A 23,098-nucleotide genomic window follows, 5' to 3' on the forward strand; every position below is an offset into this window, starting at 1 on the left:
TCGTGTCTCCTCAGGTGCGAACGGGGCCGGCACACGGGCGGACCGGCCACACCGGACGCTAAGGACCGTCTTTGTGGTTTCTTTGTGAGTCCACGGCGGACGCGGCCGGGGCGGCGGGCGTGGCGTGGGGATTTGTGCGGGTCGTCGGGTGATGATGGCGCGGTGCGACTTGATCACGTGTCCTATGCGGTGGCCCGCGACAGCTTCGTCTCGACTGTTCAGTGGATCGGATCGGCCCTCGGCGCCGGGTTCGTCGACGGGGGCGTGCACCCACGATTCGGCACCCGCAATTTCATTCTCCCGCTGAGCGGCGGCACCTACGTCGAGGTCGTCACCACGCTCGACCACCCCGCCGCCGACCGCGCACCCTTCGGCCAGGCGGTCGCGCGCCGCGCCGCCGAGGGCGGCGGCTGGCTCGGCTGGGTGGTCTCCGTCGACGACATCGCCCCGGTCGAGGCCCGCCTCGGCCGCGCCTCTACCGAGGGCCACCGGGTCCGCCCCGACGGGTTCGACCTGAGGTGGCAGCAGATCGGCCTGCTGGAACTGATGGACGACCCGCAGCTGCCCTACTTCCTCCAGTGGTCGGTCCCCCTCGAGGAGCGCCCGAGCGCCGACCCGCGCACCTCCACCACCATCCACGGGGTCTCCATCGCCGGCGACGCCGCCTCCATCGCCGAATTCCTCGGCGAACCGGCCGACCACCCCCTCGACCAGATCGACGTCACCTGGGTCGAGGATGAGGAACCGGGCCTGGTCTCGGTCGAGTTCGCCACCGCCCACGGCCCGGTCACGATCTGACCAGGGCCCGATTACCGCCGACCCAAGAGCCGGAACCTAGCCGCGGGAGATCCAGTCGCGGCGTGTGGGCAGCGGCGGCGGGGCCGGGGCGTCGTCCGTGGCCGGGAGCGGCAGCCGTACCTCGATCCGGGCGCCCGTACCGCCCGGTACGGCCTCGATGGTGACCGTACCGCCGTGCAGCGCGGCCTGCTGGGCGACCAGGGTCAGCCCGAGCCCGGACCCGGGGCTGCCGGGCCGGTGGTGGAAGCGCCGGAAGACGCTTTCGCGCTCCTCCGGCGGGATGCCGGGTCCCTCGTCGTCCACGGTGAGCACCGCGTACGGGCCCTCCGCGCGCAGCCGTACGGAGATCCCCGGCGGTTCGCCCGGCAGGTGACCGTGGACCACCGCGTTGCCGAGCAGATTGGCGAGCAGGATCATCAGCCCGGCGTCCCAGCCGAAGACCAGCAGTTCCGGGGGGAGCGCGGTGCCCACCCGGGCCTCGGGATGGCGCCGGGTGATCTCGCCGACCGCCGTGTCCACCAGCTCGGCGAGATCCAGCGGAGCGAAGGCCGACACCTCCACCAGATCGCCCCGCGCGAGCATCTGCAGCGCGGTGAGGAGTTCGAGCAGCCGGGCGTGGTCGCTCTGCAGGTCCTTGACCACCTCGGCCCGTTCGGCGGGGGAGAGGTCGGGGTGCGCGGCGAGGACGTCCAGGTCGGTGCGCATGCTCATCAGTGGCGTGCGCAGTTCGTGCGAGGCGGCGGAGGAGAACGACCGGGCGGTGTCCAGCGCCTGCGTGGTCCGGGCCGCCTGTTCCTCGTACCGGGCGAGCAACTGGCCGATGGCAGCGGACAGTTCGTCCACCTCGGCGATGTTGACGGGAGCCGTGGGGAAGGCCGCCGCGCCCGCCCCCGGGTCGAGCGCGGCGGCCCGGCGGCTCAGGCGGCGCACGGAGGCGGTGGCGCGCCCGGCCAGCGCGTACGCGAGCAGGCCGGAGACCGGAGCGGAGAGCAGGGCCACCAGCAGCACCCGACCGCGCACCGCGGTCAGCTGCGGGTCGGTGGCCGAGGCCGGGGCGAACAGCCAGAGCGTGCCCGGCGCCGCGCCGGTCACCGGGACGGTCAGCACCCGCCAGGCGTGGCCCTTGGCCCGTACGGTGACCGGCCCGCCGGTGTCCGGGCCGGGCAGTTTGGCCGGGTCGGCGGGCTGCGGCCCGCCCGCCAGGACATCGGTCCCGTCGGCGGACCGGACCAGGATCCCGGCGTCGAGCACGGCGTCGAGCACCCGCCGGTGCTGGTTCTGCTCGACCTTGGGCCGCCCGCGCAGCTCGGCCGCGAGCAGGGTCCGTACGTCGGGCAGCGCGGCGGCGGCCAGGTCCTGGAGCCGGGTGTCCTGCTGGTGGTGCAGGTCACGGCTGACCAGGCCGAGGACCAGCAGGCCCGCGCCGAGCACCAGCAGCGGCACGATCACGGTCACCGAGAGCGCGATCCGGGTGGCGAGCTTCACGGGCCGTTCTCCCCGGGTACGCGCAGGACGAAGCCGACGCCGCGCACCGTGTGGATCAGGCGCGGGCGCCCGCCCTCCTCCAGCTTGCGGCGCAGGTAGCTGATGAAGGTGTCGACGGCGTCCGAGCGCACGTCGAAGTCGTAGCCCCACACACGGTCCAGCAGCTGGTCCCGGGTGAGGACGATCCTGGCGTTGCGGACCAGCTGCACCAGCAGTTCGAACTCCCGTCGCGTGAGGTGGAGTTCGACCCCCTCGTGGTGCACCTGCCGGGTCGCCTGGTCGATCACCAGCGGGCCCGCGCGCAGCACCTCCGAGGGAGCCTGCTGCGGCCGCCGCCGCAGGATGGCGCGGAGCCGCAGCACCAGCTCCTCCAGCGCGAACGGTTTGACGAGGTAGTCGTCGGCCCCGGCCTGGAGCCCGGCCACCCGGTCCGCCAGCTCGTCCAGGGCGGAGAGCATCAGGACGGGTGTCTCGTCCCCCCGGTCCCGCAGGCGGCGGCAGACCTCGGTACCGGTCATGCCGGGCATGGACACATCCAGCACCAGGACGTCGGGGGCCCGCTCGACGGCCAGGTCGAGGGCGGCGCTCCCGTCCTCGGCGAGCAGCACGGTGAAGCCGCTCAGCCGCAGCCCCCGCTCCAGGGAGCGGCGGATGGCCGCGTCGTCGTCCGCGACCAGCACCACGCCCACGTGTGCGTTCCCGGTCACCGTGTCCTCCTCGCCCGGCCTCCCGGCGAGACCGGCCCGACCCTCTCACGGTATCCCGGCAGGCCGGAACCCGGGGTCGGCGCCCATGACGGCGGACCGCTGCCCCCGGGGGGTCCCGGGGGCAGCGGTCCGTGGGTACGGCGGCCGGGTTACGGCTGGAGGGTGATCGAGTTGATCGGAGTCAGGTCCTTGACCATGTAGCTCCCGGCCGGCAGGTAGCCCTGACAGCCGGTGCCGTTGTACCCGGTGCAGGTGCGCATCGTGGCGCCGCCGGTCTGGTTGTTGAAGACGATGTGGTTCCCGTTCTGGTTGGACAGGTTGTGGGCCCCGTAGCTGTAGTAGGTGAGACTGGGGTGGCCGCCGTTCCAGCCGGCGTCCTGCGGGTAGATGCAGACCGCGCCGGACGGACAGCCCTGCGTGTCGGTGGTCGAGGCCATCGCGGCCGGGGCGACCGATGCGGCCAGGCCCAGCGCCAGGGTGCCGGAGGCGGCCAGGAGGGCGAGCTTCTTGCGTGCGTTCACAGCGAACTCCTCTGAGGATGAACCGAGTGATCGAAAGAGCGGGTGGCGCGGGACCGGGTCACGGACAGGTCGGGACGCCGTCCAGCCAGGCCGGGCCCTGGATGTAGATGTTGGTGAGCCAGGCGTTGTAGTCCGGGAGGTACGACCAGGCGTCGTTGTGGTAGCCCTCGGCGTCCACCCACTGGGCGTGCTTCTGGCAGCTGACGCGGATCCGGGTGGGACCGGCGAACTTGACGGCCCGCGGGCTCGTCGTGGACGGCTCGGTGTGGGTCCACACGTCCGTGCCCCAGGTGGAGAAGTTGGTGCCCTGGCCCGGCGTCGCGCCGATGCGCACCGCCCCGTTGTAGTCCCCGCCGGGCACCAGGTCGCTGACCATCACATGGGTGCCGGACTGCTTGGCCTGGACCATCTTTCCGGCGCCGAGGTAGAGGGCGATGTGGTGGATGCTGTCGTCGCCGCCCCAGGCCAGCAGATCACCGGGGAGCAGTGCTCCGGTGCCCTGGGACGCGGGGATGCGGGTGGTGACCCGCGGCGAGTGGTACTGGCTGTTGGCGTTGCCCGCCAGCGGGTCCTGCCCGGTCGCCTGGGCGTAGGCGTAGCGGACCAGGCCCGAGCAGTCGAACCCCAGCCGCTCCGGGTCGTGTTCGCTGGCCGGGTCGGTGGGGTCGACCTGACCGTAGGTGGCGCCCGGCTGCGGCCCGTGGCCGCCGCCCCAGGTGTACCAGACGCCGATCTGTGTGCAGGCGGCCCGGACCGCGGCCTCCGCCGCGGCCGAGGCCCCCGACGCGAGGACCCCGCAAGCGGCTTCGGCCCGCGTGGGGCGGGCCGACACCGCCGGAGCCGAGACCACCGGAGCGGGCGCCGCCGCCGCGGGCTGGACGAGCGCCCCGGCGGCGCAGACCGCCAGGATCCCCGCGATGACCGCGGACCGTTTCGCTCTGGAAAGGATGCTGCGCATGCTGGTGTTCCCCCGTTTCGTCGTACCGCCGCGGCCGTTCAGGACCGGAAGTACGGTCATCGGCCGCGGTGGTTCGAGACTGGGCCGCGGCCGGGGGCCCTGTCGAGGCGCCACGCGTCGCCCGTACAAGTGGGAAACGGGAAACCCCCGGGAAACGGCCCCCCGGGGGGTCGGCGCGGGGAGGGCCCGCGATCCCCTACCGCCGTGCCGGGCAGACCCGTTGGTACGGCTCGTCCGGCAGCAGCCGGGCCCACCGCGCGCTCCCCGTGTCCCCCACCAGCCGGCACACCTGCGCCCCGCGCTCCGCGACGTCCGTGTTCCACAGCCGCACGGTCCCGTCGTTGCTGCTGCTCGCCAGCGTGCCCGGGAGCACCGGGTCGAAGACCACGCCCCAGACGGGGCCGGTGTGACCGCTCAGCGTGGCGATCTGCCGGTCGGCCGCGGGGTCCCACAGCTTCACCGTCTGGTCGCTGCCGCTGCTCGCCAGGACCGCGCCGTCGGGGCTGAACGCCACCGCCCGCACCGAGCCGTTGTGCCCCGCGAGGGTCCCGGCCGCCGTCCGCCGGGCGGTGTTCCACAGGCGCACGGTGCCGTCGTTGCCGCCGCTGGCCAGGGTGCGCCCGTCCGGCGCGAAGGCGATCCCGCGCACCGACCCGGTGTGGCCGCGGAGCACGGCGCGCTCCGGGTGCCCCGGATCCCGCGCGTCCCACAGCCGTACGGTCAGGTCGTCGCTGCCGGTGGCCAGGGTCCGCCCGTCCGGGCTGAAGACGACGGCGTTGACGAAGTCCTGGTGGCCTTCCAGGACGGCTTCGCGCCGTCCGGTGGCCACGTCCCACAGCGCGACCGTGCGGTCGGCACTGGCCGAAGCGAGTTCCCGGCCGTCGGGGGCGAAGGCGAGGCCGAAGACGGAACCGCCGTGCCCGTTGAGCGTCGCGACCGGCTTCCCGGTCGCCGCCTCCCACAACCGGACCGTACGGTCGGCGCCCGCCGAGGCCACCAGCCGCCCGTCCGGGGAGAACACCACGGCGAACACGGAACCGTCGTGTCCGGTCAGGGTGTTGACCAGCCTGCGGCGGGCGGTGTCCCAGATCCGTACGGTGCCGTCCGCCTCCGCGGCCGCGAGCAGCCGCCCGTCCGGGGCGAAGGCCGACTGCCACGACTCGGCGAACGGCCGGGCGGCCAGCGCGGACCGGCCCGGATCCCACAGGACCACCGACTGGTCGAAGCCCCCGGTGGCCAGCTGCTCCCCGGGCCCGGCGGCGACGGCCTGTACGTAATCGGTGTGGCCGGACAGGGTGGTGACCACCTTGCGGGTGACCGGGTCCCACAGTTTCACCGTGCCGTCGCCGCTCGCGCTGATGACCGTGTCACCGCTGCGGCTGAACGCGACCCCGTTGACGTCGTCGCCGTGCCCGGTGAGCACCGCCCGCACCGTGCCCCCGGGCAGGTCCCACAGGCGTACGGTCCGGTCGGCGCCGCCGGAGACGAGCGTGCGGCCGTCCGGGCTGAAGGCCACGCCGAGCACCTGGTCGGTGTGGTCGGCGAGGACCGCCGTCTGCCGCTCCCCGGCCGTGCTCCACAGCCGTACGGTGCGGTCGGCGCCCGCCGAGGCGACGGTGGCGCCGTCCGGGCTGAAGACGACGTCCATGACCGTGTCCCCGTGCCCGGTCAGCACGGCCCGGGCGGTGGCGTCGGGCAGGTTCCACAGCCGGACGGTGCGGTCCACCCCGCCACTGGCCAGCGACCGGCCGTCCGGGGCGAACGCGACCGAACGCACCGCGCCGCGGTGCCCCGTCAGCGTCGCCGTGATCCGGTGCGCGACCGCGTCCCACAGCCGCACCGTGCCGTCCGCGCTCGCCGTCGCCAGCCGCAGCCCGTCCGCGCTGAAGGCGACCGAGGTCACCGGGCCCGTGTGACCGCGCAGCGTGGCGACCGGGCGCCGGGTGGCGACGTTCCACAGCCTGACGGTGGTGTCCGAGCTGGCCGAGGCGATCAGCGTGCCGTCGGGACTGAAGGCGACCGAGTTGACCGGCCCCTCGTGTCCGGGCAGCCGCCCCGCGAAGTACTGCGCCTGCGTGCTCAGCAGCGCGCCGCGCGCCTGCGGGGTGCGGGCCGTGCCGTAGGCGCCCGCCGCGAGCAGCATCGAGGCCTCGGGCTGTCCGGCCGCGAGCAGCCCGGACCGCACCGCCATGGCCTCGGACTGCGCGGTGAGCCGCTGGTCCACGGCGCGCGCACGCTGCTGGAGGGCCAGGGCCCCGGCCCCCAGCGCGATCGCGAGCAGCCCCGCCAGCGTCACGACCATGGCCCGGCGGACCCGGCTCTGGCGGCGCAGCGCCCTGCCGCGCCGCTCCTCCTCGGCCTCGCAGGCGGCCACGAACTCCCGCTCCTCGGGCCCGAGCGAGCGGTCCGCGGCCCGGTCCATCCACTCCCGTACGCCCGCCAGCCGCGTCCCCCGGTAGAGCAGGCTCGGGTCCCGCCCGCCCGCCGCCCACTCGGCCCCCGCCTCGGAGAGCTGCTGGCGCATCCGCAGCGAGGCCCGGTCCCGCTCGGTCCACTCGCGCAGCCGCGGCCAGGCGTGCAGCAGTGCCTCGTGGGTGATCTCCACAGTCTCGCCGCCCGCCGTCACGAGCCGGGCCTCGATGAACGCGTCGAGGGCCCGGCCACCGGCCCTGGGGTCCGCCAACTGGCGCAGCAGCCGTCCGCGCTCCACCGGCCTGCGGGTCTGCGCCGCGCCCTCGGCGATGTGCACCAGGCGCACCAGCAGCTCCCGCGACATCCGCCGCTCGGCCGGATCGAGGAGGCCGAACACGGACTCGGCGGTCCGGGCGACCGCTCCGTGGATCCCGCCCGTCATCTCGTACCCCGCGACGGTGAGCGTCGTACCGGCCCGCTGCTGCCAGGTGATGAGCAGGGTGTGGGCGAGCAGCGGCAGCGAACCGGCGTTGGCCGCCGAGCCGTCGCCGAGGTCGCGCAGGAGCAGTTCGACCAGACCGCCCTCCAGGGTGAGCCCGGCCCGGGCGGCCGGCCCGGTGATCGCCTCGCGCAGCTGCGCGCCGGACATCGGGCCCAGGGCGAACAGCCCGTGGGTGAACACCTCGACGAGCTCCGGGTGGTCCAGGCAGTGGCCGCAGAAGTCCGCGCGGATCCCGATCACCACGGCGGTCGTGGCACAGGCGGAGTCCGGGTTCGCGCCCGGCCGGGTCCCCCCGGCCGCACCGGCGGCGGCGTCCGCCGTACCGGCCGAGCCGCTCGCACCGGCCAGCGCGTGCAGCACCCGGACGAAGGCCCGGCGCTCCCGCTCGTCCTCGCAGAGCGTGAACACCTCCTCGAACTGGTCGACGACGAGCACCAGTCCGGGCCCCCCGCGGGCGACGGCCGCCGCCTCCAGCAGCCGGTCCGGCCGGTCGGCGAGTTCCTCGGGGGTGATCTCCGCGGCCGCCGCTCCCAGCACCTCGCCCGCGCAGCGCAGCAGTTCCTTCAGCGGATGGGCGCCCGGCGTGCACAGCACCACCGGCCAGTCGCCCGCCCCCGTCACCGGCAGCACCCCGCGCCGCAGCGCGGGCAGCAGCCCCGCCCGCAGGAGCGAGGACTTCCCCGCCCCCGAAGGGGCCACCACGGCCAGCGCGCCGCGTCCGGTCCGCCCGGCCAGCCGGGCCGCGAGCTCCGCCGTGTCCCCGTCGCGCCCGAAGAACCACGGGGCGTCCTGGGGCCCGTAGGCGGCGAGCCCCCGGTAGGGACAGACCGCGGCGGCTCCGTCCGGCGCCGCGCCCCCTCCCGCCCGTACGGCGTCCGGACGCACGGCGGCGCCCGCCGCCGGACGCTGGGCCGGGACGAGCCGGGCCAGCTCGCCCCCGGCGTCCAGTGCCTCGTCGCAGCGGCGGGCGAGGTCCGGGGTCGGCGGCTTCCCACCGTTCTCGATCTTGCTCAGGTACCCCTTGCTGTAGTGGACGGAGCGGGCAAGAGCCGACAGCGACATCTTGCGCAGCTGGCGCATGCGCCGCAGCTCCGCCGCGAATCCACCGGTCGTCCCCTGGTCCGTCGGCACGGGGCGTACTTTCCCGCACGGACGGGACGTACGCATAACGGGGAGGAGTTCCTCCGGTTGTGTGCGCGCCCGCCCGTGCGCGACCCGCGTCGAAGGCTCAGCTGTAGGGATCGAAGGGGATCGGGGGCTTGGCCGCGTTCAGGGCGTCACCGAAGCGCCCGTCGGTGATCTTGATGGTGGCCGCGCCGAAATCGGCGTTCATCAGCTTGTCCCGCAGACCCGCCGGATATCCGTTCCAGCCGACCAGCCGCGGGTAGAACCAGCCGCCCGTGTGGTTCTCGGGCGGCTCGTCGTTCCCGTTGGCCAGCCGGAAGAAGTGGGTCGAGACGCCGTCCTTGTGGTAGACGGCCTTGGGGTGGGTCCCGTCGAACCGGACGTCGGAACGCGGGTACCACTTCCAGCCGCTGTGCTGCGAAGTAGACACGTACTGCACCTGGTTGTCCTTGATCCAGACCACGACGTGCTCGAAGTCGTGCCGGTGCCCGATGGCCAGCGGGCCGAGCGTGGCCTGGTCCTTCTCGAAGTAGCTCGCGTACATGACCGCGCACCAGCCGTTGTTGCACTTCTCGCGGGAGTACGTGTTCGAGTTCTGCAGCTGCGCGAGGTCCCGGCAGTGCCCGTTCACGTCCCCGCCGGGCTTCAGGCCGGGGTTGAGCCGCCCGTCACCGCTGATGGCGGCGGTGGCGTAACAGCCGTCCCTGTCGTAGTCGTAGGCGGGGGAGAACGTCTGTTCCAGGCCATCTGCGTTCTGCGGCAGCGAGGGCAGTACGTCGGCGTTCGCGACCGCGGGCAGCGTCATCACCAGCGCCGCGGCGCCCAGTCCGGCGGTGGTCAGGAACCGGCGTATCCCGCGCGGGCGACCGGGCGGCACCGTGGACGGCAGCAGACTGCGCACTTCGACTCCTAGGCGTATCGGGGGGTGGTGGCATTCTGCGGTGCCGCACCCGCGAACACGAGGCCCTGGAACGGCTGTTCTCACGATCCTCAATATCCGCGGTATGCCCGTCGTCCGGCGTCCGTTCGGTGTTTACTTCCGTTGCGCCGACGCGGGCGACGCGACCAGCTGGGGGGCGGGGGCAATGGTGAACGCTACGACGGAGCACGGCCACGCGGAGGGGACCGAGGCCTTTCTGCGGCACATGATCTGGCGGTACCCGCACCAGCGGCAGCCCGTCATGGCCCTGCTCGGACCGCGCCGGTCGGGCAAGTCCACCCTGCTGGCCTCGCTGTCCCAGGGCTGCGGCTCGACAGTGGTGCACGCCCATCTCGACTTCCACGAGAACCCGGTGGACCCGGTGTCCGCCGCCGCCCTCGTGGCCTTCCAGATGATGCGCGGCTGGGACACCCTGCGCCACAGCCCGGTCTTCCACCGCTTCGCGCTCGGGCTGCTCGCCCTCAACGAGACCCTGGAGACCGACCGCACCCAGGCCACCGACCAGATCAGGGGCCTGATACAGGCCTACACGCGCGGCACCCGGCACGGCAGGTTCGCCACCCGGCTGGAGGGCGCCGCGGTCACCACCATGGACGTCGTGGCCACCGGCGCGCTCAGCCCCCTGGTCTCCGGCGCCGGCCGCCAAGTGGTCGCCGCCGTCCGGGACCAGGCCCGGCCCGTCATCGGCTCGCTGCTCCAGAGCGCCGCCCGCTGGGGCCTGCGCGACGCCCTGCGCTGGCACGTCAGCATCCCGGAGGCGGAGGCCGCGGGCTCCGTCGACGCCCTCATCAGACTCAGCGCCGCGTCCCGCTCGGCGGCCGTCGGCCCCCTGCTCGCGGCGTTCCTCGCCGATGCCCAGCACCACGTCGAACACCACCCGGCCCTGCGGTCCGCCTGCTCGTGCGAGATCCCCGCGGCCGAGGCGGCCCGGGGACGCCACGACCACGCGTGGGTCCTCCTGGTGGACGGCGCGCAGACCCCCGCCGGACGCCGCTTCCTGAGCGCCCTCGTCAACGCGCGCATCCGCAACCGGCAGAACGGCCAGGGCGCTTCGGCCGGCGCCGACCCGCTGATCGTGCTCGCCGCCTGCGACCAGTGGCAGCCCGAATGGACCCACCGCTGGTGCGAACCCTGGCGCACCACCCCGCTCGCGGGCACCTCACAGCGCCGCGTCCCGCTGCTCTCGCGCGCCGCCCGCGCCCAGTGGGCCCGGGACGACGAGGCGGACCCCGATGCGGTGGCGGCCCAGTGGTACCCGGTGTGGCTCGACCCGATGACCGAGGACCAGGTCGGCTACGTCACCGACGCCCCCGGATCCCTCGCGCCGCCGCTGGCCGCCTCCGTCGCCCACCGGCTCACCGGCGGCCACTGGGGCGCCGTCACCGCCGTACAGGAACAGCGCGAGGGCGCGCCGCCGGACGACGACGCGACCGCGGCCGGGAGACCCCTGCCCGCCGCCCTCGACAGCGGCGGCAGACCCCTGTGGTCGCGGGCCCTGGAAACCAGCCTGCCCGAGGGGCTCGCCGTGCCCGCGGCGCGCTGGACCGCCCCGCCCGCCATCGTGCTGGCGGCGGCCTACCTCGCGGACGCGCGCACCGCCGACGACCCGTGGGTACCGGCCGAACTCACCGACCTCCCGCACAGCCTGGAGCTGCTGCGCCGCAACCTCTGGGTCAGTACGCACGCGCACCCCGCCTCCCGCATCCGCGAGGTCGGCTGGGGCCCGGCGGACCGGCCCGCGGCCCTGCACCCGTGGCTCGGCCGCTGCGTCCTCACCGCCCTGTCGGCCGCACCCGCCCTACCGCCCGCGGGCGGCCCGTCCAGGACACCGCGGGACGGGGACGCCGAGGACACCGATCCCTGGAACCGGGTGTTCCGCCGTCAGGCCGAGGCGCTCGCCGCGATGTCCGCCGCCCGCGGCCGCCCGCCCGAGGCCGCCGAGGAACAACGGCTGTTCTACGAACTGTGCCTCGGCCGGTTCACCCCGGTCGCCGAAGCCCTCGCGGCCCGGTTCGACCGCGACCACCGGGCCTGGGTGCGGCTGCTCGACTACCTGGCGTCGGCCCCCTGCCGCCTCGTCCACGAGCGGTCCGCCCCGGAGGCGTACGCATTCCTGCTCGCCGGGATCGAGGAGCGGGGCAGCGACGTCGTGGCGGTGGCCACGGCCAAACTGCTGGCCCTGCTCTGGCTCTACAACGACCCGCTCACCGAACACAGCCACGGCTGGGACGCCCAGATCGAAGAAGGCTTCGAACGGCTGTCGCACAACTCCCGCTTACTGGACGTCAGCGCACTCCAGCAAGCGGGCGCGCTCTACGCCTGACCCCTCCGGGCCCGCCGCGGGGCGGGCCCGGGCGCACCGCTAGGAGTGTTCATGACCGTAGGTGTCCACAACCCCCGCTTCGGATGGCTCCAACGTCACCGGGTGCTGTCCCTGGCAGCCACCCTCGTCCTCCTCGCCGGGATCGTCTTCGGCGGCAGCTGGGTCTACGACCGTATCGTCCAGCCGCCCCTGAGCTGCGGAGCCGGGATGACCGCGACCGGGTCACCCCTGGCGTGCGTCGGCGTGAACCTGGACAGCACCCCCTTCACCAAGTCCGAACCGGCACGCATGCGCGCCCTGGAGGACACGATCAAGGCGGCCAACGAAGCCGTCAAGGAGCCCTCCGCCAGCGTGGTGCTGATGCTCGACCTCTCACCCGTCGCCGATGTGGACACCCTCACCTACGACTCGCTCTACCCCAACATCGAAGGCGCCGTCGCGGCCGTCTGGCGGGCCAACAACACGGCTGCGTACGGCAGTACGCCCGGCATGAAGCTGTACCTCGCCAACATGGGCAGCCAGTACGGCTCGTGGAAGGAGGCGGTGGACCGCGTCGCGAAGCACGCGGAAGCCGAACACATCTCCGCCGTCGTCGGCCTCGGCCAGAGCACCGACGGGGCCCACCGGGCCGCCGCCGCGATCTCCGCCCGGCTCCACATCCCCGTCATCGGCTCGACGGTGACCGGCAATTCGATGAACCTCGACCCCACCGACCCCCAGAAGTACATCCCCGACATGTTCCGGGTCTCGCCGACCAACACCGACTCGGTGACCGCCGCCAACCAGTACGTCTCCGGGCTGCGCCCCGCCGTCGGATCGGTCGCCGTGGTCGCCGACACGGTGGCCGGCGACGACTACACGGCCACCCTCGCGGCCCAGGCGAAGGAGCAGTTCAAGGGACCGAACCGGGTGGTCCCCGACTTCCCGTACACCTCGCCGAAGGACCTGCCCAGCGGCTCCGGCCGCAAGGCCTACCTGATCCAGCAGTTCAACCTGATGCACGCGAACCTCTGCCAGGCGGCGCCGGGCGTCGTGTACTTCGCCGGTCGCGGCCGCGACCTCGGCGCGTTCGTGGAGAACTGGGTACAGGGCCCGCCCTGCGGGATCCCGCAGCTGCACATCCTCGCCGGGGACGACGCCTCCGAGGCCATCCACGACGAGGCGGTCCTCAAGGGGGTCGCCTCCGGCCGGGTCACCGTCGCCTACACCGCGCTGGCCAGCCCTGACGAATGGGGCGCCGAATGCCCCGGCTCGGACGCGAAGCACAACTTCGACCAGTTCTGGGCGGCGTACACCGGACGGCCCGACCCCTGCACCGGGCAGCGGCTGACCACCCAGGGGGACGCGGCGGCCCTCGCCTACGACCCGGCCGACCTCGCCAACGGCCAGGCGATGCTCACCCACGACGCCACGGTGGCCGCGATCAGCGCGGCCCGGCGCGACGGCGTGGGCCTGAAGAACCCGGGCCTGGAGACCGGCATCCTGCACCAGTTCTACTGCGCGCAGATGCTCCCCGGAGCCAGCGGCTGGCTGTCGTTCGGAGAGCACGGGAACCCCGTCGGCAAGCCCGCCCCCATCGTGCAGATCCAGCCGGACGGCAAGACGAAGACGATCAGCCTGGCCTGGCCGAACTCCGCCCCCAACCTGAGCCTGCCGCAGCGCGGCGGCACCGGCGCCCCCGGCTGCTGACGGGGACACCTCGGCGCGTCGACTGCCGCGTCCGGGACGCCTGCGAACCGGTGGTCTCCGGCACCCGGGTCCGCGGCCCGGAATCCGTCCGCCACCGCCTGGACTTCGCCCCGGCGCCCGGGTGAGCGCCCGGGCGCCGTCACCGGGGCCCGTCGTTCGGGATCTTGTCGGGCGCACGGTCTATCCCGGCCGTGCCCACGGATGGGAACCTGTGCGTGCCGCTCAGCCGAGCGAGGGCGCGCGCACGCCCCCCGTCGTGTGCGCCGCCCGACCCACGTGCCACGACGAGGAGTTCACCGCATGCAGATCCGATCGGCCGTCGATCCGCGCAAACGAGTGGTGTGGGGGATAACCCTCGTCCTGACCGCGGTCACGGCACTCCTGGGCGTCACGCCCGGGGCCGCCACGGCGACGCCCCTGGCCGCGCCGCCCGTGCCCACCCTGGCCTGGGGCCCCTGCGCCGACCCGGGGGACGGCTTCGAGTGCGCGACCGCCCAGGTTCCGCTGGACTACCGGCAGCCCACCGGGCGTACGATCCCGCTCGCCGTCACCCGCCACCTCGCGGCCGACCCGGCCCACCGCACCGGCGTCCTGCTGCTGCACCCCGGCGGCCCCGGCAACTCCGGTGTGGACTTCGCGCGCGGCAGCTACGACGCACTGCCCGCCGCGCTCCGCGACGGCTTCGACGTCATCGGCTACGACATGCGCGGCGTGAAGCGCAGCGGACAGGTGGAGTGCTGGAACGACCAGGAGTACGCGGCGGCCGTCGACGCCGCGCACGGCGTGCCCGGCCCGGGAGCCCTGCAGCTCGCCGTCCAGCAGGGCCGTGACTTCGGCAATGCCTGCAAGGAACGCTCCGGCGACCTGGTGCCCTTCATCGGCACCGCCTCGAACGCCAAGGACATCGACCTGCTCCGCCAGGCCCTCGGCGAGGAGCAGCTCACCTTCTACGGCCGCTCCTTCGGCAGCTACGTCGGCACCGTGTACGCCGCCCAGTTCCCCCAGCGCGTGCGCGCCATGGTCCTGGACGGCTCCTACGACCCGCGGCACTACGCCGACGTGCCGTACGCCTACGACGCCGGGCAGTTCCTCGCCCTGGACGCGGCGGTCGGCCGGTTCCTCGACTGGTGCGCGCAGACTCCCACGACCTGCGGGTTCGGCGACGGCAAGCCCCGGCAGGCCTTCGAGCAGCTCAAGAAGGACCTGGACGCCCGTCCCGTCATCACCGCGAGCGGCCGCCCGGCCACCGGCTACACCCTCGCCTACCGGCTGATGTTCAACATCAACTCGGGCAAGGAGATCTGGCCCGACCTGGGCCAGAGCCTGCGGGCGGCCCAGGAGCACCGGACCACCTGGCTGCTGAACCCGCCCTCACCGGCGTCCTTCGACTTCCTCAACGTCAACATGGCCGTCGAGTGCGCCGACCGCGTCTACCCCACCAGCCGCCTGCTCCTGGGCGCGGTGGTCAGCGCCGAGGCCGCCGCCGCTCCGCTGATGGGACCCCCCGTCGGCCTGGGGCCGCCCACCTACGACCACAACCACGCGCCCACCTGCGCCCAGTGGCCGGCGGAGCGCCCGAGCCGCTTCGAGGGCTCCTACCGGGCCGCGGGCTCCGCGCCGATCCTGGTCATCGGCAACACCGGCGACCCGGACACCCCGTACCAGGACGCCGTGGCCCTCGCCGGGACGCTGGACAACGGACGGCTGCTGACCTTCGCCGGTGAAGGACACACCGCCTACAACCGGAGCGCGTGCGCCAGCGCGTTCATCAACACCTACCTCGCCACCCTGGCCCTGCCCGCCCGCGGCACGGTCTGCGCGGACGAGGCGCCCCCGGCCCCGCTCGCCCGGCGCGCCGCGTTCACCGGGGTGGACGAGACGCGCGATGTGATCCCGGCGCTGCGCTGACCGTGCGGTGACGCACGCTCGCGTGCCGCCGACTTGAGAGGTATCGGTACTGGGTAGGGTGAACCGGACAACGGGTCGGTGCGGTTCTGGGTGGGGTGGACGATATGGGACGTCAGATGCGGGTGCCCGCTGTGGTGGTGGCGGCCTCGTTGCTGCTGGCCGTGGCCGGATGCAGCAAGCCCGCGGCCGACCGGGGCGCGGGCGACGGCAAACCCTCGGCGTCCGCGAGCGGCGCCAAGTCCCCCTCGTCGTCGGCCTCCAAGAAGGCTCCCGGGGCCGACGACGCCAAGCCCGCCGCCGGGGACGTGCTGCCGGGCATGGTCACGGTGCAGGTGGCGCGGACCCAGCTGGCCGGGCTCAAGGTCGGGCCCGTGGGCTCGATGGCCGGGTACTCCCGGGACAAGTTCACGCACTGGATCGACCAGGGCAACAAGTGCGACACGCGCGAGACCGTCATCAAGCGCGACGGCAAGGACGTCGCGCTGAACACGGACTGCAAGGCCCTCTCGGGCACCTGGCGCAGCCTCTACGACGGGGTCACGGTCAGCGACGCGGGCAAGCTGGACATCGACCACATGGTGCCCCTCGCCGCCGCCTGGCGTTCCGGCGCGGCGGCCTGGGACTCGCAGCGCCGCAAGGAGTTCGCGAACGACCTCGTCCGTCCGCAGCTGATCGCGGTGAGCGCGTCCGCCAACCGGTCCAAGGGCGACCAGACCCCGGACAGCTGGCAGCCCACCGACAAGAGCGCCTGGTGCCAGTACGGGCGCGCCTGGACCACCGTCAAGTCGACGTACGGCCTGACGGTGACCGAACCGGAGAAGCAGATGCTCACGACGATGCTGGACACCTGCGCCTCATGACCGCCGGCGCACAGTGGGCCGACGAGGTCGTGGCCGGACCCGGCGGGGCGATGACCGACGAGGTCGGGGTCGTCACCGGCGACCTGACCCTGCGCACCACCGCCCGGCCGGGCGGTGGTGCGCTCGTCGAGATCCAGTACACCGGCGCGGAGGAGTGGTACCGGCTCACCGCCGGTCCGCACCGCCTCGAAGGCACTCCGCACGCGGTCCACCTGGCCGCCCTCGCCCTGGTCCGCGCCGGATACCGGGTGCAGGAGCAGTCCGGCGGCTGACGCCACCGCCGGCGGGGTCAGGGCCGGGGCAGGGTGCGGGCGAGCAGGGGGAGCAGGCGGTCCCAGTGGCGCCGCAGGGCGGCGGCGCTGAAGGCGCTGGTGTCGGCCATGGTGAAGCCGTGGGCCGCACCGGGGTACACCTCGGAGGTGTAGCGGAGCCCCGCGGCCCCCAGGGCCCGGTCCAGCTCATCGAGGGCCTCGGGCGTCATGTCGTGCTCGGCGTGCCCGAGGTGCACCTCGGCGGCGAGGTCCGGCGCGAGCAGGTGCGGGCTGTCGGGCGCGTCGGTGACCAGCTTCCCGGGGTGGAACCCGGCGACGGCCGCCACCCGGCCGGGATGCGCCGCCGCGGTGCGCATCGCCAGGGCCGCGCCCATGCAGTAGCCGATCGCGGCGACCGGTCCGGGGCTGACCTCGGGCCGGGTGGTGAGGAAGTCGACGTACGCGTCGGCGTCGCGCAGCGCCCGGTCGGTGGTGTGCTCCTTGAGCATCGGCACCAGCCGCGGGAAGAGCGCGGCCCGGCTCTCCGCATCGATGTGTGCGGGAAGCTCGACCAGCGGCGCCGGGCCGTGCCGGTAGAAGAGGTTGGGGACGAGCACGTAGTAGCCGTGCCCGGCCAGCTCGCGGGCCATCTCCTCCAGCACGGGCCGTATCCCGATGATGTCCATGTACAGCAGCACCCCCGGGTGCCGCCCGTCCCCGTCGGGGAACGCGGCGAAGGCATCGGCCTCGCCGTCCGGGGTGGGAATCGTCAGTGCCTTGGTGAACAAGGGCTTCCTTCCTCGGAGTTCGTCGGAGTTCGCTCGATCAACGATGAACGATCAACGGTATACCTCAGCGCGTGGGCGGTGCCGGGGCGGGGGAGCCGTCGAGGGCCAGGGCGGCCAGCAGCACCAGTGAGTCGGTCCAGCCGAGCGGCGCGACCGAGGACGGCCGCCCGGCGCCGTCGACGGTCTCGGGGAGTTCGCCGAGCCCGTTGCGCTTGGACAGGACCCAGTCCAGCACCCGGTCGGCCTTCTGGTGTTCGCCCGTACCGGCCCAGGCCAGCGCGAAGAACGTCGTGCTGGGCGTCCACGCGTACGACCCCCAGCTGAACTCGGGGTCGTTGCCGGGAAGGATCCCGCCGTTCGGGAGCAGCAGCGCGTCCCAGGTGGAGTCGAGGGCCGAGGGCAGGTCGGCGGGCGCGGTGTTGAAGGGCGGGGCCATGAACGCGGCGGCGCTGTCCCGGCCGTGGAGCCCGTCACTGGTGCGCGGGTACCCGCCGGGCGCGAAGTGGGTCGCGATGCCGTTGGAGAGGCGCCGGGCGGCGAGCGACCAACGCGCCGCGTCCCCGGCGCGCCCGCTCGCGCGGGCGAGGTCGGCGGCGGCGTTGAGGCCGGAGAGCAGGGCCGCGGCGGTGCCGATGTTGGGTGTGTCCGTCGGCAGTTCCCAGTAGTCGGGCCCCGCGGGCGGAAGGCCGTTCGCGTCGAGCGAGTCGGTGGCGTAGTCGGCGGCCTTCTGGAGCATCGGGTAGAGCGCCGCCAGCCGGGCGGCCCGGTCCTGGGCGGGCGCGGCCCGGTACCACTGCCATGTGGCCCAGGGCACCCAGCCGTTGCCGTCGAGCTGCCAGGTCCGGGAGTCGGGCGGCCCGGCCCCGTCGAGCGTGGTCCGCGCCTCCCAGGTGCCGTCGGGGCGCTGGGTCGCCTGGTTGTGGCGGAGCACGAGGTAGGCCTCGGCGTCATGGCCGGTGGCGGCGAAGGCGGCGGCGGCGAAGCTGCCGTCGCGGGGCCAGTTGTTCTCCCAGGCCGGGGACCAGGCCGCGGCGAACGCCCCGTTGGGGCGCAGCAGGGCCCGCATGGACAGCAGCGCGCGCCGGGACGCCGCCTGTCGCGCGGGTGTCGCGCCGGGCACCTTCCCGGCGGCCAGCCAGGCGCGGCTCTCGGCGATCTGCCGCAGCGCGCCGGGATCGTCCGCCGCGGTCACCACGGACGCCGTCCGGCCGGTGGGGAGGTAGCGCCAGCGGCCGGACGGCAGGCGCAGCACGTTGCTGCCCTCGACGTAGGCGGCGCCCACCGCGAAGGAGGGGGAGACGGCCTCGGTCGCGTCCCGGTTGCCGAGCAGCCCGGAGGTGCGGGCGGCCAGCGCCGAGGCGGGTACGTAGCAGGGTTCCGTCTCCCCGCAGCGGTCGCCGTCGACCGGGTTGACATGGAAGGCGAGGCGCGCCGGGTCGGAGTGCCAGCCGCCCCAGTGGGCGCGGTCGTAGTTCCAGCTGACCGGTGCCTGAGGGTCCGCCTGCCGGGTCCCGTGCCAGACGACGGGTTTGTTCTCGGCGGTCGTGGCCTGGACGAACAGGTAGTACGGGGTCCCGGCGGCCAGCGGGGCGGTGAGCGGGACCTCGACCCAGCCCGCTCCGGCCCCGCCGAGGGCGGCCAGGTCCAGTGTCCGGGCGGCGATCGCGGAGGCCGCGCTGTCCCGCTCGGTCCGTACCTGGACGGTCACCGTGCCGGTGGCGGCCCCGCTGGTCAGGTAGAAGCTCACCCGGTCGAGGCGGGAGGAGTCGGCGGTGAATTCCTGCGCCGCCGCGTTGTTCTCGGCCTTGACGCTGAACAGGGCCACGTCGTGCCGGGCCTGGTCGGTCCTGGGGGCGGCGGGGGTGCCTTCGGGGGCCGTTGCGGGAACGCTCAGCAAGGCTGTCGCCAGGACGGCGGACAGCGTGATGGACGGGGCCATGAGCCTCCCTCGTTCGGTGACGTGCCGTCACCACCGCAGTCACGCGAGGCGACCGCGGACGCACGTCATGCGCGGATAACGAGGGCCGGGGCGTCGCGTTCCTCGCCCGGCGCGGGATCGACCCGGAGGGACCAAACCGGTGCGGGGGGTCCGTACCGGGATTTGCCTAAAGGCTTTAGGTAAATGCAAGATGTGTTCAGGCAGAAGGAGGTGCGGGTATGGCACGCGCGGGACTGACCACGGCACGCCTGGTCCAGGCAGGAGCGGAGCTGGCCGACGAGGTCGGCTTCGAGCAGGTGACCGTCTCGGCGCTCGCCCGGCGCTTCGACGTCAAGGTCGCGAGTCTCTACTCGCACCTGAAGAACTCCCACGACCTCAAGACCGGGATCGCCCTGCTCGCGCTGGAGGAACTCGCCGACACGGTCGCCGCCGCCCTCGCCGGACGGGCGGGCAAGGACGCCCTGGCGGCCTTCGCAAACGTCTACCGCGACTACGCCCGGACGCATCCCGGCCGTTACGCCGCGGCGCAGTTCCGCCTCGACCCCGAGGCGGCCGCCGCGAGCGCGGGCGGCAGGCACGCGCGGATGACCCGGGCGATCCTGCGGGGCTACGACCTGGCGGAGCCCGACCAGACGCACGCGGTCCGGCTGTTGGGAAGCGTCTTCCACGGCTACGTCACCCTGGAGCTGTCCGGGGGATTCAGCCACAGCGCTCCCGACGCGCAGGAAACCTGGTCGTGGATCCTCGACCGGCTCGACGCCCTCCTGCGCACCTGGACCACTTCACCGCACAGTGGAAGCGCGACGGTCCTCCCGCACCCTTCCGACCCCCGACCGACAGGCTGACACCATGAACACCGCGCATCCCTCGATCACCACACCGGTCACCGCGGACCTGCTGCGCGGCGCCCTCGACCTGGAGCACACCGAGCACGGCGTCCTGCCGCACCGGCTGCCCGCCCGCGCCCGCGCCCAGTACGCCGACGCGCAGCTCGCCATGGCCGAGTCCCAGCCCTCCGGGGTCCGGCTGGTGTTCCGCACCCGTGCCACCGTCCTCGAACTGGACGCCCTGCCCACCAAGCGGGTCTACCCGGGCGCCCCGCCGCGCCCGGAGGGCGTGTACGACCTGCTGGTCGACGGCGCTCTGGCCGGCCGGGCCGGTGTCACCGGCGGCAACACCCTGACCGTCGACCTGGCGACGGGCACCACCACGCTGGAGCCCGGCCCGGTCGGCACCCTGCGGTTCGCGGGCCTGTCCGACGCGGACAAGGACGTGGAGATCTGGCTGCCGCACAACGAGACCACCGAGCTGGTGTCCCTGCGCTCCGATGCGCCCCTCGAACCCGCACCGGACCGGGGCCGCAAGGTGTGGGTGCACCACGGCAGTTCGATCAGCCACGGCTCCGACGCGGCGAGCCCGAGCACCACCTGGCCCGCGCTCGCCGCCGCCCTCGGCGGGGTGGAACTGACCAACCTGGGCCTGGGCGGCAGCGCCCTGCTCGACCCGTTCACCGCCCGCGCGCTGCGCGACACCCCCGCCGACCTGATCAGCCTCAAGATCGGCATCAACCTCGTCAACACCGACCTGATGCGGCTGCGGGCCTTCACCCCCGCCGTCCACGGCTTCCTCGACACCATCCGCGAAGGCCACCCCGACACGCCGCTGCTGGTGGTCTCCTCCATCCTGTGCCCCATCCACGAGGACACCCCGGGCCCCAGCGCCCCCGACTTCGCCGCCTTCAGCACCGGCCGGCTGCGCTTCCTGGCCACGGGCGACCCCGCCGAGCGCGCGAACGGGAAGCTGACCCTGGGCGTCATCCGGGAGGAGCTGGCCCGGATCGTGGAGCAGCGCGCGGCCGAGGACCCGAACCTGTACCACCTCGACGGCCGCGCGCTGTACGGCGAGGCGGACAACGCCGAACTGCCCCTGCCCGACGAGCTGCACCCGGACGCCGCCACCCACCGCCGCATCGGTGAACGCTTCGCCGCTCTGGTCTTCGCGCCCAAGGGCCCTTTCGCGGACCCGGCCGCCTGACCCCAGCCGCCTGACCCGGCCGCGGGCCCACGCGCCCGTTCAGGCCGTGCGGCGGCGGAACAGGACCGCCGCCGAGGCGAGCGAGACCAGCGTGATGCCCGCGCACCAGGCGAGGGCGACCCACGGCGCGGAACCCGCGTCGTGCCCGAGCAGCAGGGCCCGCAGGGATTCGATGACCGGGGTCAGGGGCTGGTGCCGGGCGAAGCCGTGGAGCCAGGGCTCCATGGTGTCGATGGGGACGAAGGCGCTGGAGGGGTAGGGCAGGAACATCATCAGGAAGGTGAACCCGCCCGCGGCCTCGGGGGTGCGGGCGAGCAGGCCGAGCGCCGCGGCGAGCCAGGAGATCGCGGTGATGTAGGCGGTGAGCAGCCCGGCGGCCGCCAGGAAGGCGAGGGGTTCCGCGTCGGGGCGGAACCCGATGGCGAGGGAGACGGCCAGGACGAGGGCGGTCGAGACCAGGTTGCGCAGCACCGAGGCGGTGACGTGGCCCGCCAGGACCGCCACGCCCCCGATGCCGCGGGCGCGGAACCGGTCGACCGCGGCGCCCCGCATGTCGTCGCTGACGCTGACCGCGGTGGAGGCCGCGCCGAAGCCCGCGCACAGCAGCATGGCGCCGGGCACCACGTAGGTCACGTACGCCGTGCCGTCCCCGGTGTCGATGGCCCCGCCGAAGAAGTACACGAAGATCAGCATCAGCATCACCGGCAGCATCAGCGCGGTGATCAGCGCGTCCGGGCTGCGGCGGCTCATGCGCAGGCTCCGCCCGGCCATGGTGAGGGACGCGGTGAGCGCGGACGGCGCGCGCGGTGGGACCGGCGGAGCCGGCACGGCCGGCCTGGACACGGTGCTCGTGGTCGTGCTCATCGGTGGGCTCCCGTCAGGGCGAAGAAGACGTCGTCGAGGTCGGCGCCGCGCACGGTGAAGCGGTCCACGGCGGTGCGGTCGGGGTCGAGGGAGTCGAGGAGGGCGCGTACATCGGCCGCGGTGCCGTCGGTGGGGACGCCGAGGGTGAGGTCGTCCGGCGCGTGGTGGACGGCGCGGGGTGCGAGCCGGTCGTAGGCGGCGCGCGAGGCGAGGACGAGGTCGAGGCGGTGGCCCGCGACCCGGGACTTCAGTTCCGCGGCGCTGCCTTCGGCGGCGACGCGCCCGCCGTCGAGGAGCACGATCCGGTCGGCGAGGCGGTCGGCCTCTTCCAGGTACTGGGTGGTGAGCAGGACGGTGGTGCCGTCGGTGCGCAATTCCCGTACGACGTCCCAGAGTTCGGCGCGGCTGCGCGGGTCGAGGCCGGTGGTCGGCTCGTCCAGGAAGATCACCTCGGGCCGGGAGACCAGGCTCGCCGCGAGGTCGAGTCGGCGGAGCATGCCTCCGGAGTAGCTCTTGGCGGTCCGGCCGGCGGCCTCGGCGAGGCCGAAGCGGCCGAGGAGCTCATCGGCCCGGGCGCGGGCCTCGCGGGGGCGGAGCCCGGCCAGCCGGCCAGACATGCGCAGGGTCTCGGCGCCGGTCTGCAGCGCGTCGACCGCGGTGAACTGGCCGGTGAGGCTGATGCGTTGGCGTACGAGCGCACGCTCGGCGGCGATGTCGTGCCCGGCCACCCGCGCGGTGCCCGAGTCCGGGGCGGTGAGGGTGGCCAGGATCCGGACGGCGGTGGTCTTGCCCGCGCCGTTGGGGCCGAGCAGGGCGAGGACGCTGCCGCGGGGGACGGCCAGGTCGAGGCCGTCCAGGACGCGGGTGGCTCCGTAGGACTTGGTGAGTGCGGTGGCATGGATTCCGAGGTGCACGTCGGGTCATCCCTTCTGCGTAAGGCGTACGCTCTACTGTGTAAGTAATACACAGAACTAGGATGTGGGTCAACAGCGCA

General features: G+C 73.8%; 18 protein-coding genes. 8 read left to right on the forward strand and 10 right to left on the reverse strand.

Features of this window, described 5'->3' with window-relative positions; genetic code table 11:
* The first annotated feature begins 162 nt into the window (after nucleotides 1-162).
* On the forward strand, nucleotides 163-798 hold the full coding sequence (locus OHS33_RS33390) for a VOC family protein (protein WP_330334153.1): 636 nt from the start codon (nucleotides 163-165) through the stop codon (nucleotides 796-798).
* 36 nt (nucleotides 799-834) lie between these two features.
* Here the strand turns inward: OHS33_RS33390 and OHS33_RS33395 are convergent, their stop codons facing one another.
* From OHS33_RS33395 to OHS33_RS33420, 6 genes are all read right to left on the reverse strand, one after another.
* The gene (locus OHS33_RS33395; protein ID WP_330334154.1) at nucleotides 835-2,283 is read right to left on the reverse strand and encodes a sensor histidine kinase; all 1,449 of its coding nucleotides are present in this window, start codon (nucleotides 2,281-2,283) and stop codon (nucleotides 835-837) included.
* Complete coding sequence (locus OHS33_RS33400; protein WP_330334155.1) at nucleotides 2,280-2,990, reverse strand: response regulator transcription factor; 711 nt, start codon at nucleotides 2,988-2,990, stop codon at nucleotides 2,280-2,282. Before OHS33_RS33400 ends, OHS33_RS33395 begins: the two co-directional genes overlap by 4 nt.
* A 149-nt stretch (nucleotides 2,991-3,139) precedes the next feature.
* Entirely contained in the window at nucleotides 3,140-3,511 is a 372-nt protein-coding gene (locus tag OHS33_RS33405; RefSeq protein ID WP_330334156.1) for a hypothetical protein, read from the reverse strand.
* A gap of 58 nt (nucleotides 3,512-3,569) precedes the next feature.
* Complete coding sequence (locus OHS33_RS33410; RefSeq protein WP_330334157.1) at nucleotides 3,570-4,469, reverse strand: C40 family peptidase; 900 nt, start codon at nucleotides 4,467-4,469, stop codon at nucleotides 3,570-3,572.
* Nucleotides 4,470-4,665: 196 nt separating this feature from the next.
* The gene (locus OHS33_RS33415; RefSeq protein ID WP_330334158.1) at nucleotides 4,666-8,514 is read right to left on the reverse strand and encodes an nSTAND1 domain-containing NTPase; all 3,849 of its coding nucleotides are present in this window, start codon (nucleotides 8,512-8,514) and stop codon (nucleotides 4,666-4,668) included.
* Nucleotides 8,515-8,611: 97 nt separating this feature from the next.
* Nucleotides 8,612-9,313: an NPP1 family protein gene (locus tag OHS33_RS33420; RefSeq protein ID WP_330335303.1), complete on the reverse strand. Its 702-nt coding sequence runs from the start codon at nucleotides 9,311-9,313 to the stop codon at nucleotides 8,612-8,614.
* Between the two features lie 280 nt (nucleotides 9,314-9,593).
* On the opposite strand from OHS33_RS33420, the gene OHS33_RS33425 reads away from it, so the two are divergent.
* The 5 genes from OHS33_RS33425 to OHS33_RS33445 all read left to right on the forward strand — a co-directional run bounded on the left by OHS33_RS33425 (nucleotide 9,594) and on the right by OHS33_RS33445 (nucleotide 16,500).
* The gene (locus OHS33_RS33425; protein WP_330334159.1) at nucleotides 9,594-11,771 is read left to right on the forward strand and encodes a hypothetical protein; all 2,178 of its coding nucleotides are present in this window, start codon (nucleotides 9,594-9,596) and stop codon (nucleotides 11,769-11,771) included.
* Between the two features lie 51 nt (nucleotides 11,772-11,822).
* Nucleotides 11,823-13,460 carry a hypothetical protein gene (locus OHS33_RS33430; protein WP_330334160.1) on the forward strand — a complete coding sequence of 546 codons (1,638 nt, stop codon included), beginning with the start codon at nucleotides 11,823-11,825 and terminating at the stop codon, nucleotides 13,458-13,460.
* 300 nt (nucleotides 13,461-13,760) lie between these two features.
* Nucleotides 13,761-15,368: an alpha/beta hydrolase gene (locus tag OHS33_RS33435; RefSeq protein WP_330334161.1), complete on the forward strand. Its 1,608-nt coding sequence runs from the start codon at nucleotides 13,761-13,763 to the stop codon at nucleotides 15,366-15,368.
* Between the two features lie 104 nt (nucleotides 15,369-15,472).
* Nucleotides 15,473-16,228 (forward strand): GmrSD restriction endonuclease domain-containing protein, encoded by a 756-nt coding sequence (locus tag OHS33_RS33440; RefSeq protein ID WP_330334162.1) that lies wholly within the window; start codon nucleotides 15,473-15,475, stop codon nucleotides 16,226-16,228.
* Nucleotides 16,225-16,500 carry a hypothetical protein gene (locus OHS33_RS33445; protein ID WP_330334163.1) on the forward strand — a complete coding sequence of 92 codons (276 nt, stop codon included), beginning with the start codon at nucleotides 16,225-16,227 and terminating at the stop codon, nucleotides 16,498-16,500. Before OHS33_RS33440 ends, OHS33_RS33445 begins: the two co-directional genes overlap by 4 nt.
* A 17-nt stretch (nucleotides 16,501-16,517) precedes the next feature.
* On the opposite strand, the gene OHS33_RS33450 is transcribed toward OHS33_RS33445, so the two are convergent.
* Both OHS33_RS33450 and OHS33_RS33455 read right to left on the reverse strand, forming a co-directional pair.
* Complete coding sequence (locus OHS33_RS33450; protein ID WP_330334164.1) at nucleotides 16,518-17,267, reverse strand: dienelactone hydrolase family protein; 750 nt, start codon at nucleotides 17,265-17,267, stop codon at nucleotides 16,518-16,520.
* Nucleotides 17,268-17,331: 64 nt separating this feature from the next.
* Nucleotides 17,332-19,206, reverse strand: a complete 1,875-nt coding sequence (locus OHS33_RS33455; RefSeq protein WP_330334165.1) for a choice-of-anchor R domain-containing protein — start codon at nucleotides 19,204-19,206, stop codon at nucleotides 17,332-17,334.
* A gap of 218 nt (nucleotides 19,207-19,424) precedes the next feature.
* On the opposite strand from OHS33_RS33455, the gene OHS33_RS33460 reads away from it, so the two are divergent.
* On the forward strand, nucleotides 19,425-20,051 hold the full coding sequence (locus tag OHS33_RS33460) for a TetR/AcrR family transcriptional regulator (protein WP_330334166.1): 627 nt from the start codon (nucleotides 19,425-19,427) through the stop codon (nucleotides 20,049-20,051).
* Between the two features lie 4 nt (nucleotides 20,052-20,055).
* Nucleotides 20,056-21,240 (forward strand): GDSL-type esterase/lipase family protein, encoded by a 1,185-nt coding sequence (locus tag OHS33_RS33465; RefSeq protein WP_330334167.1) that lies wholly within the window; start codon nucleotides 20,056-20,058, stop codon nucleotides 21,238-21,240.
* A gap of 39 nt (nucleotides 21,241-21,279) precedes the next feature.
* On the opposite strand, the gene OHS33_RS33470 is transcribed toward OHS33_RS33465, so the two are convergent.
* Together OHS33_RS33470 and OHS33_RS33475 are read right to left on the reverse strand one after the other, a co-directional pair.
* Complete coding sequence (locus OHS33_RS33470; protein ID WP_330335304.1) at nucleotides 21,280-22,011, reverse strand: ABC transporter permease; 732 nt, start codon at nucleotides 22,009-22,011, stop codon at nucleotides 21,280-21,282.
* Between the two features lie 89 nt (nucleotides 22,012-22,100).
* The gene (locus OHS33_RS33475) at nucleotides 22,101-23,018 is read right to left on the reverse strand and encodes an ATP-binding cassette domain-containing protein (protein WP_330334168.1); all 918 of its coding nucleotides are present in this window, start codon (nucleotides 23,016-23,018) and stop codon (nucleotides 22,101-22,103) included.
* Between the last annotated feature and the right edge of the window lie 80 nt (nucleotides 23,019-23,098).

The sequence above is a fragment of the Streptomyces sp. NBC_00536 genome (assembly GCF_036346295.1).
Lineage (GTDB): Bacteria > Actinomycetota > Actinomycetes > Streptomycetales > Streptomycetaceae > Streptomyces.

Coding starts and splice junctions, on each gene's coding strand:
- OHS33_RS33410 (WP_330334157.1), bottom strand. CDS start 4,469: ATGCGCAGCATCCTTTCCAGAGCGAAACGGTCCGCGGTCATCGCGGGG.
- OHS33_RS33420 (WP_330335303.1), bottom strand. CDS start 9,313: ATGACGCTGCCCGCGGTCGCGAACGCCGACGTACTGCCCTCGCTGCCG.
- OHS33_RS33425 (WP_330334159.1), top strand. CDS start 9,594: ATGGTGAACGCTACGACGGAGCACGGCCACGCGGAGGGGACCGAGGCC.
- OHS33_RS33430 (WP_330334160.1), top strand. CDS start 11,823: ATGACCGTAGGTGTCCACAACCCCCGCTTCGGATGGCTCCAACGTCAC.
- OHS33_RS33435 (WP_330334161.1), top strand. CDS start 13,761: ATGCAGATCCGATCGGCCGTCGATCCGCGCAAACGAGTGGTGTGGGGG.
- OHS33_RS33440 (WP_330334162.1), top strand. CDS start 15,473: ATGGGACGTCAGATGCGGGTGCCCGCTGTGGTGGTGGCGGCCTCGTTG.
- OHS33_RS33445 (WP_330334163.1), top strand. CDS start 16,225: ATGACCGCCGGCGCACAGTGGGCCGACGAGGTCGTGGCCGGACCCGGC.
- OHS33_RS33455 (WP_330334165.1), bottom strand. CDS start 19,206: ATGGCCCCGTCCATCACGCTGTCCGCCGTCCTGGCGACAGCCTTGCTG.
- OHS33_RS33460 (WP_330334166.1), top strand. CDS start 19,425: ATGGCACGCGCGGGACTGACCACGGCACGCCTGGTCCAGGCAGGAGCG.
- OHS33_RS33465 (WP_330334167.1), top strand. CDS start 20,056: ATGAACACCGCGCATCCCTCGATCACCACACCGGTCACCGCGGACCTG.
- OHS33_RS33470 (WP_330335304.1), bottom strand. CDS start 22,011: ATGGCCGGGCGGAGCCTGCGCATGAGCCGCCGCAGCCCGGACGCGCTG.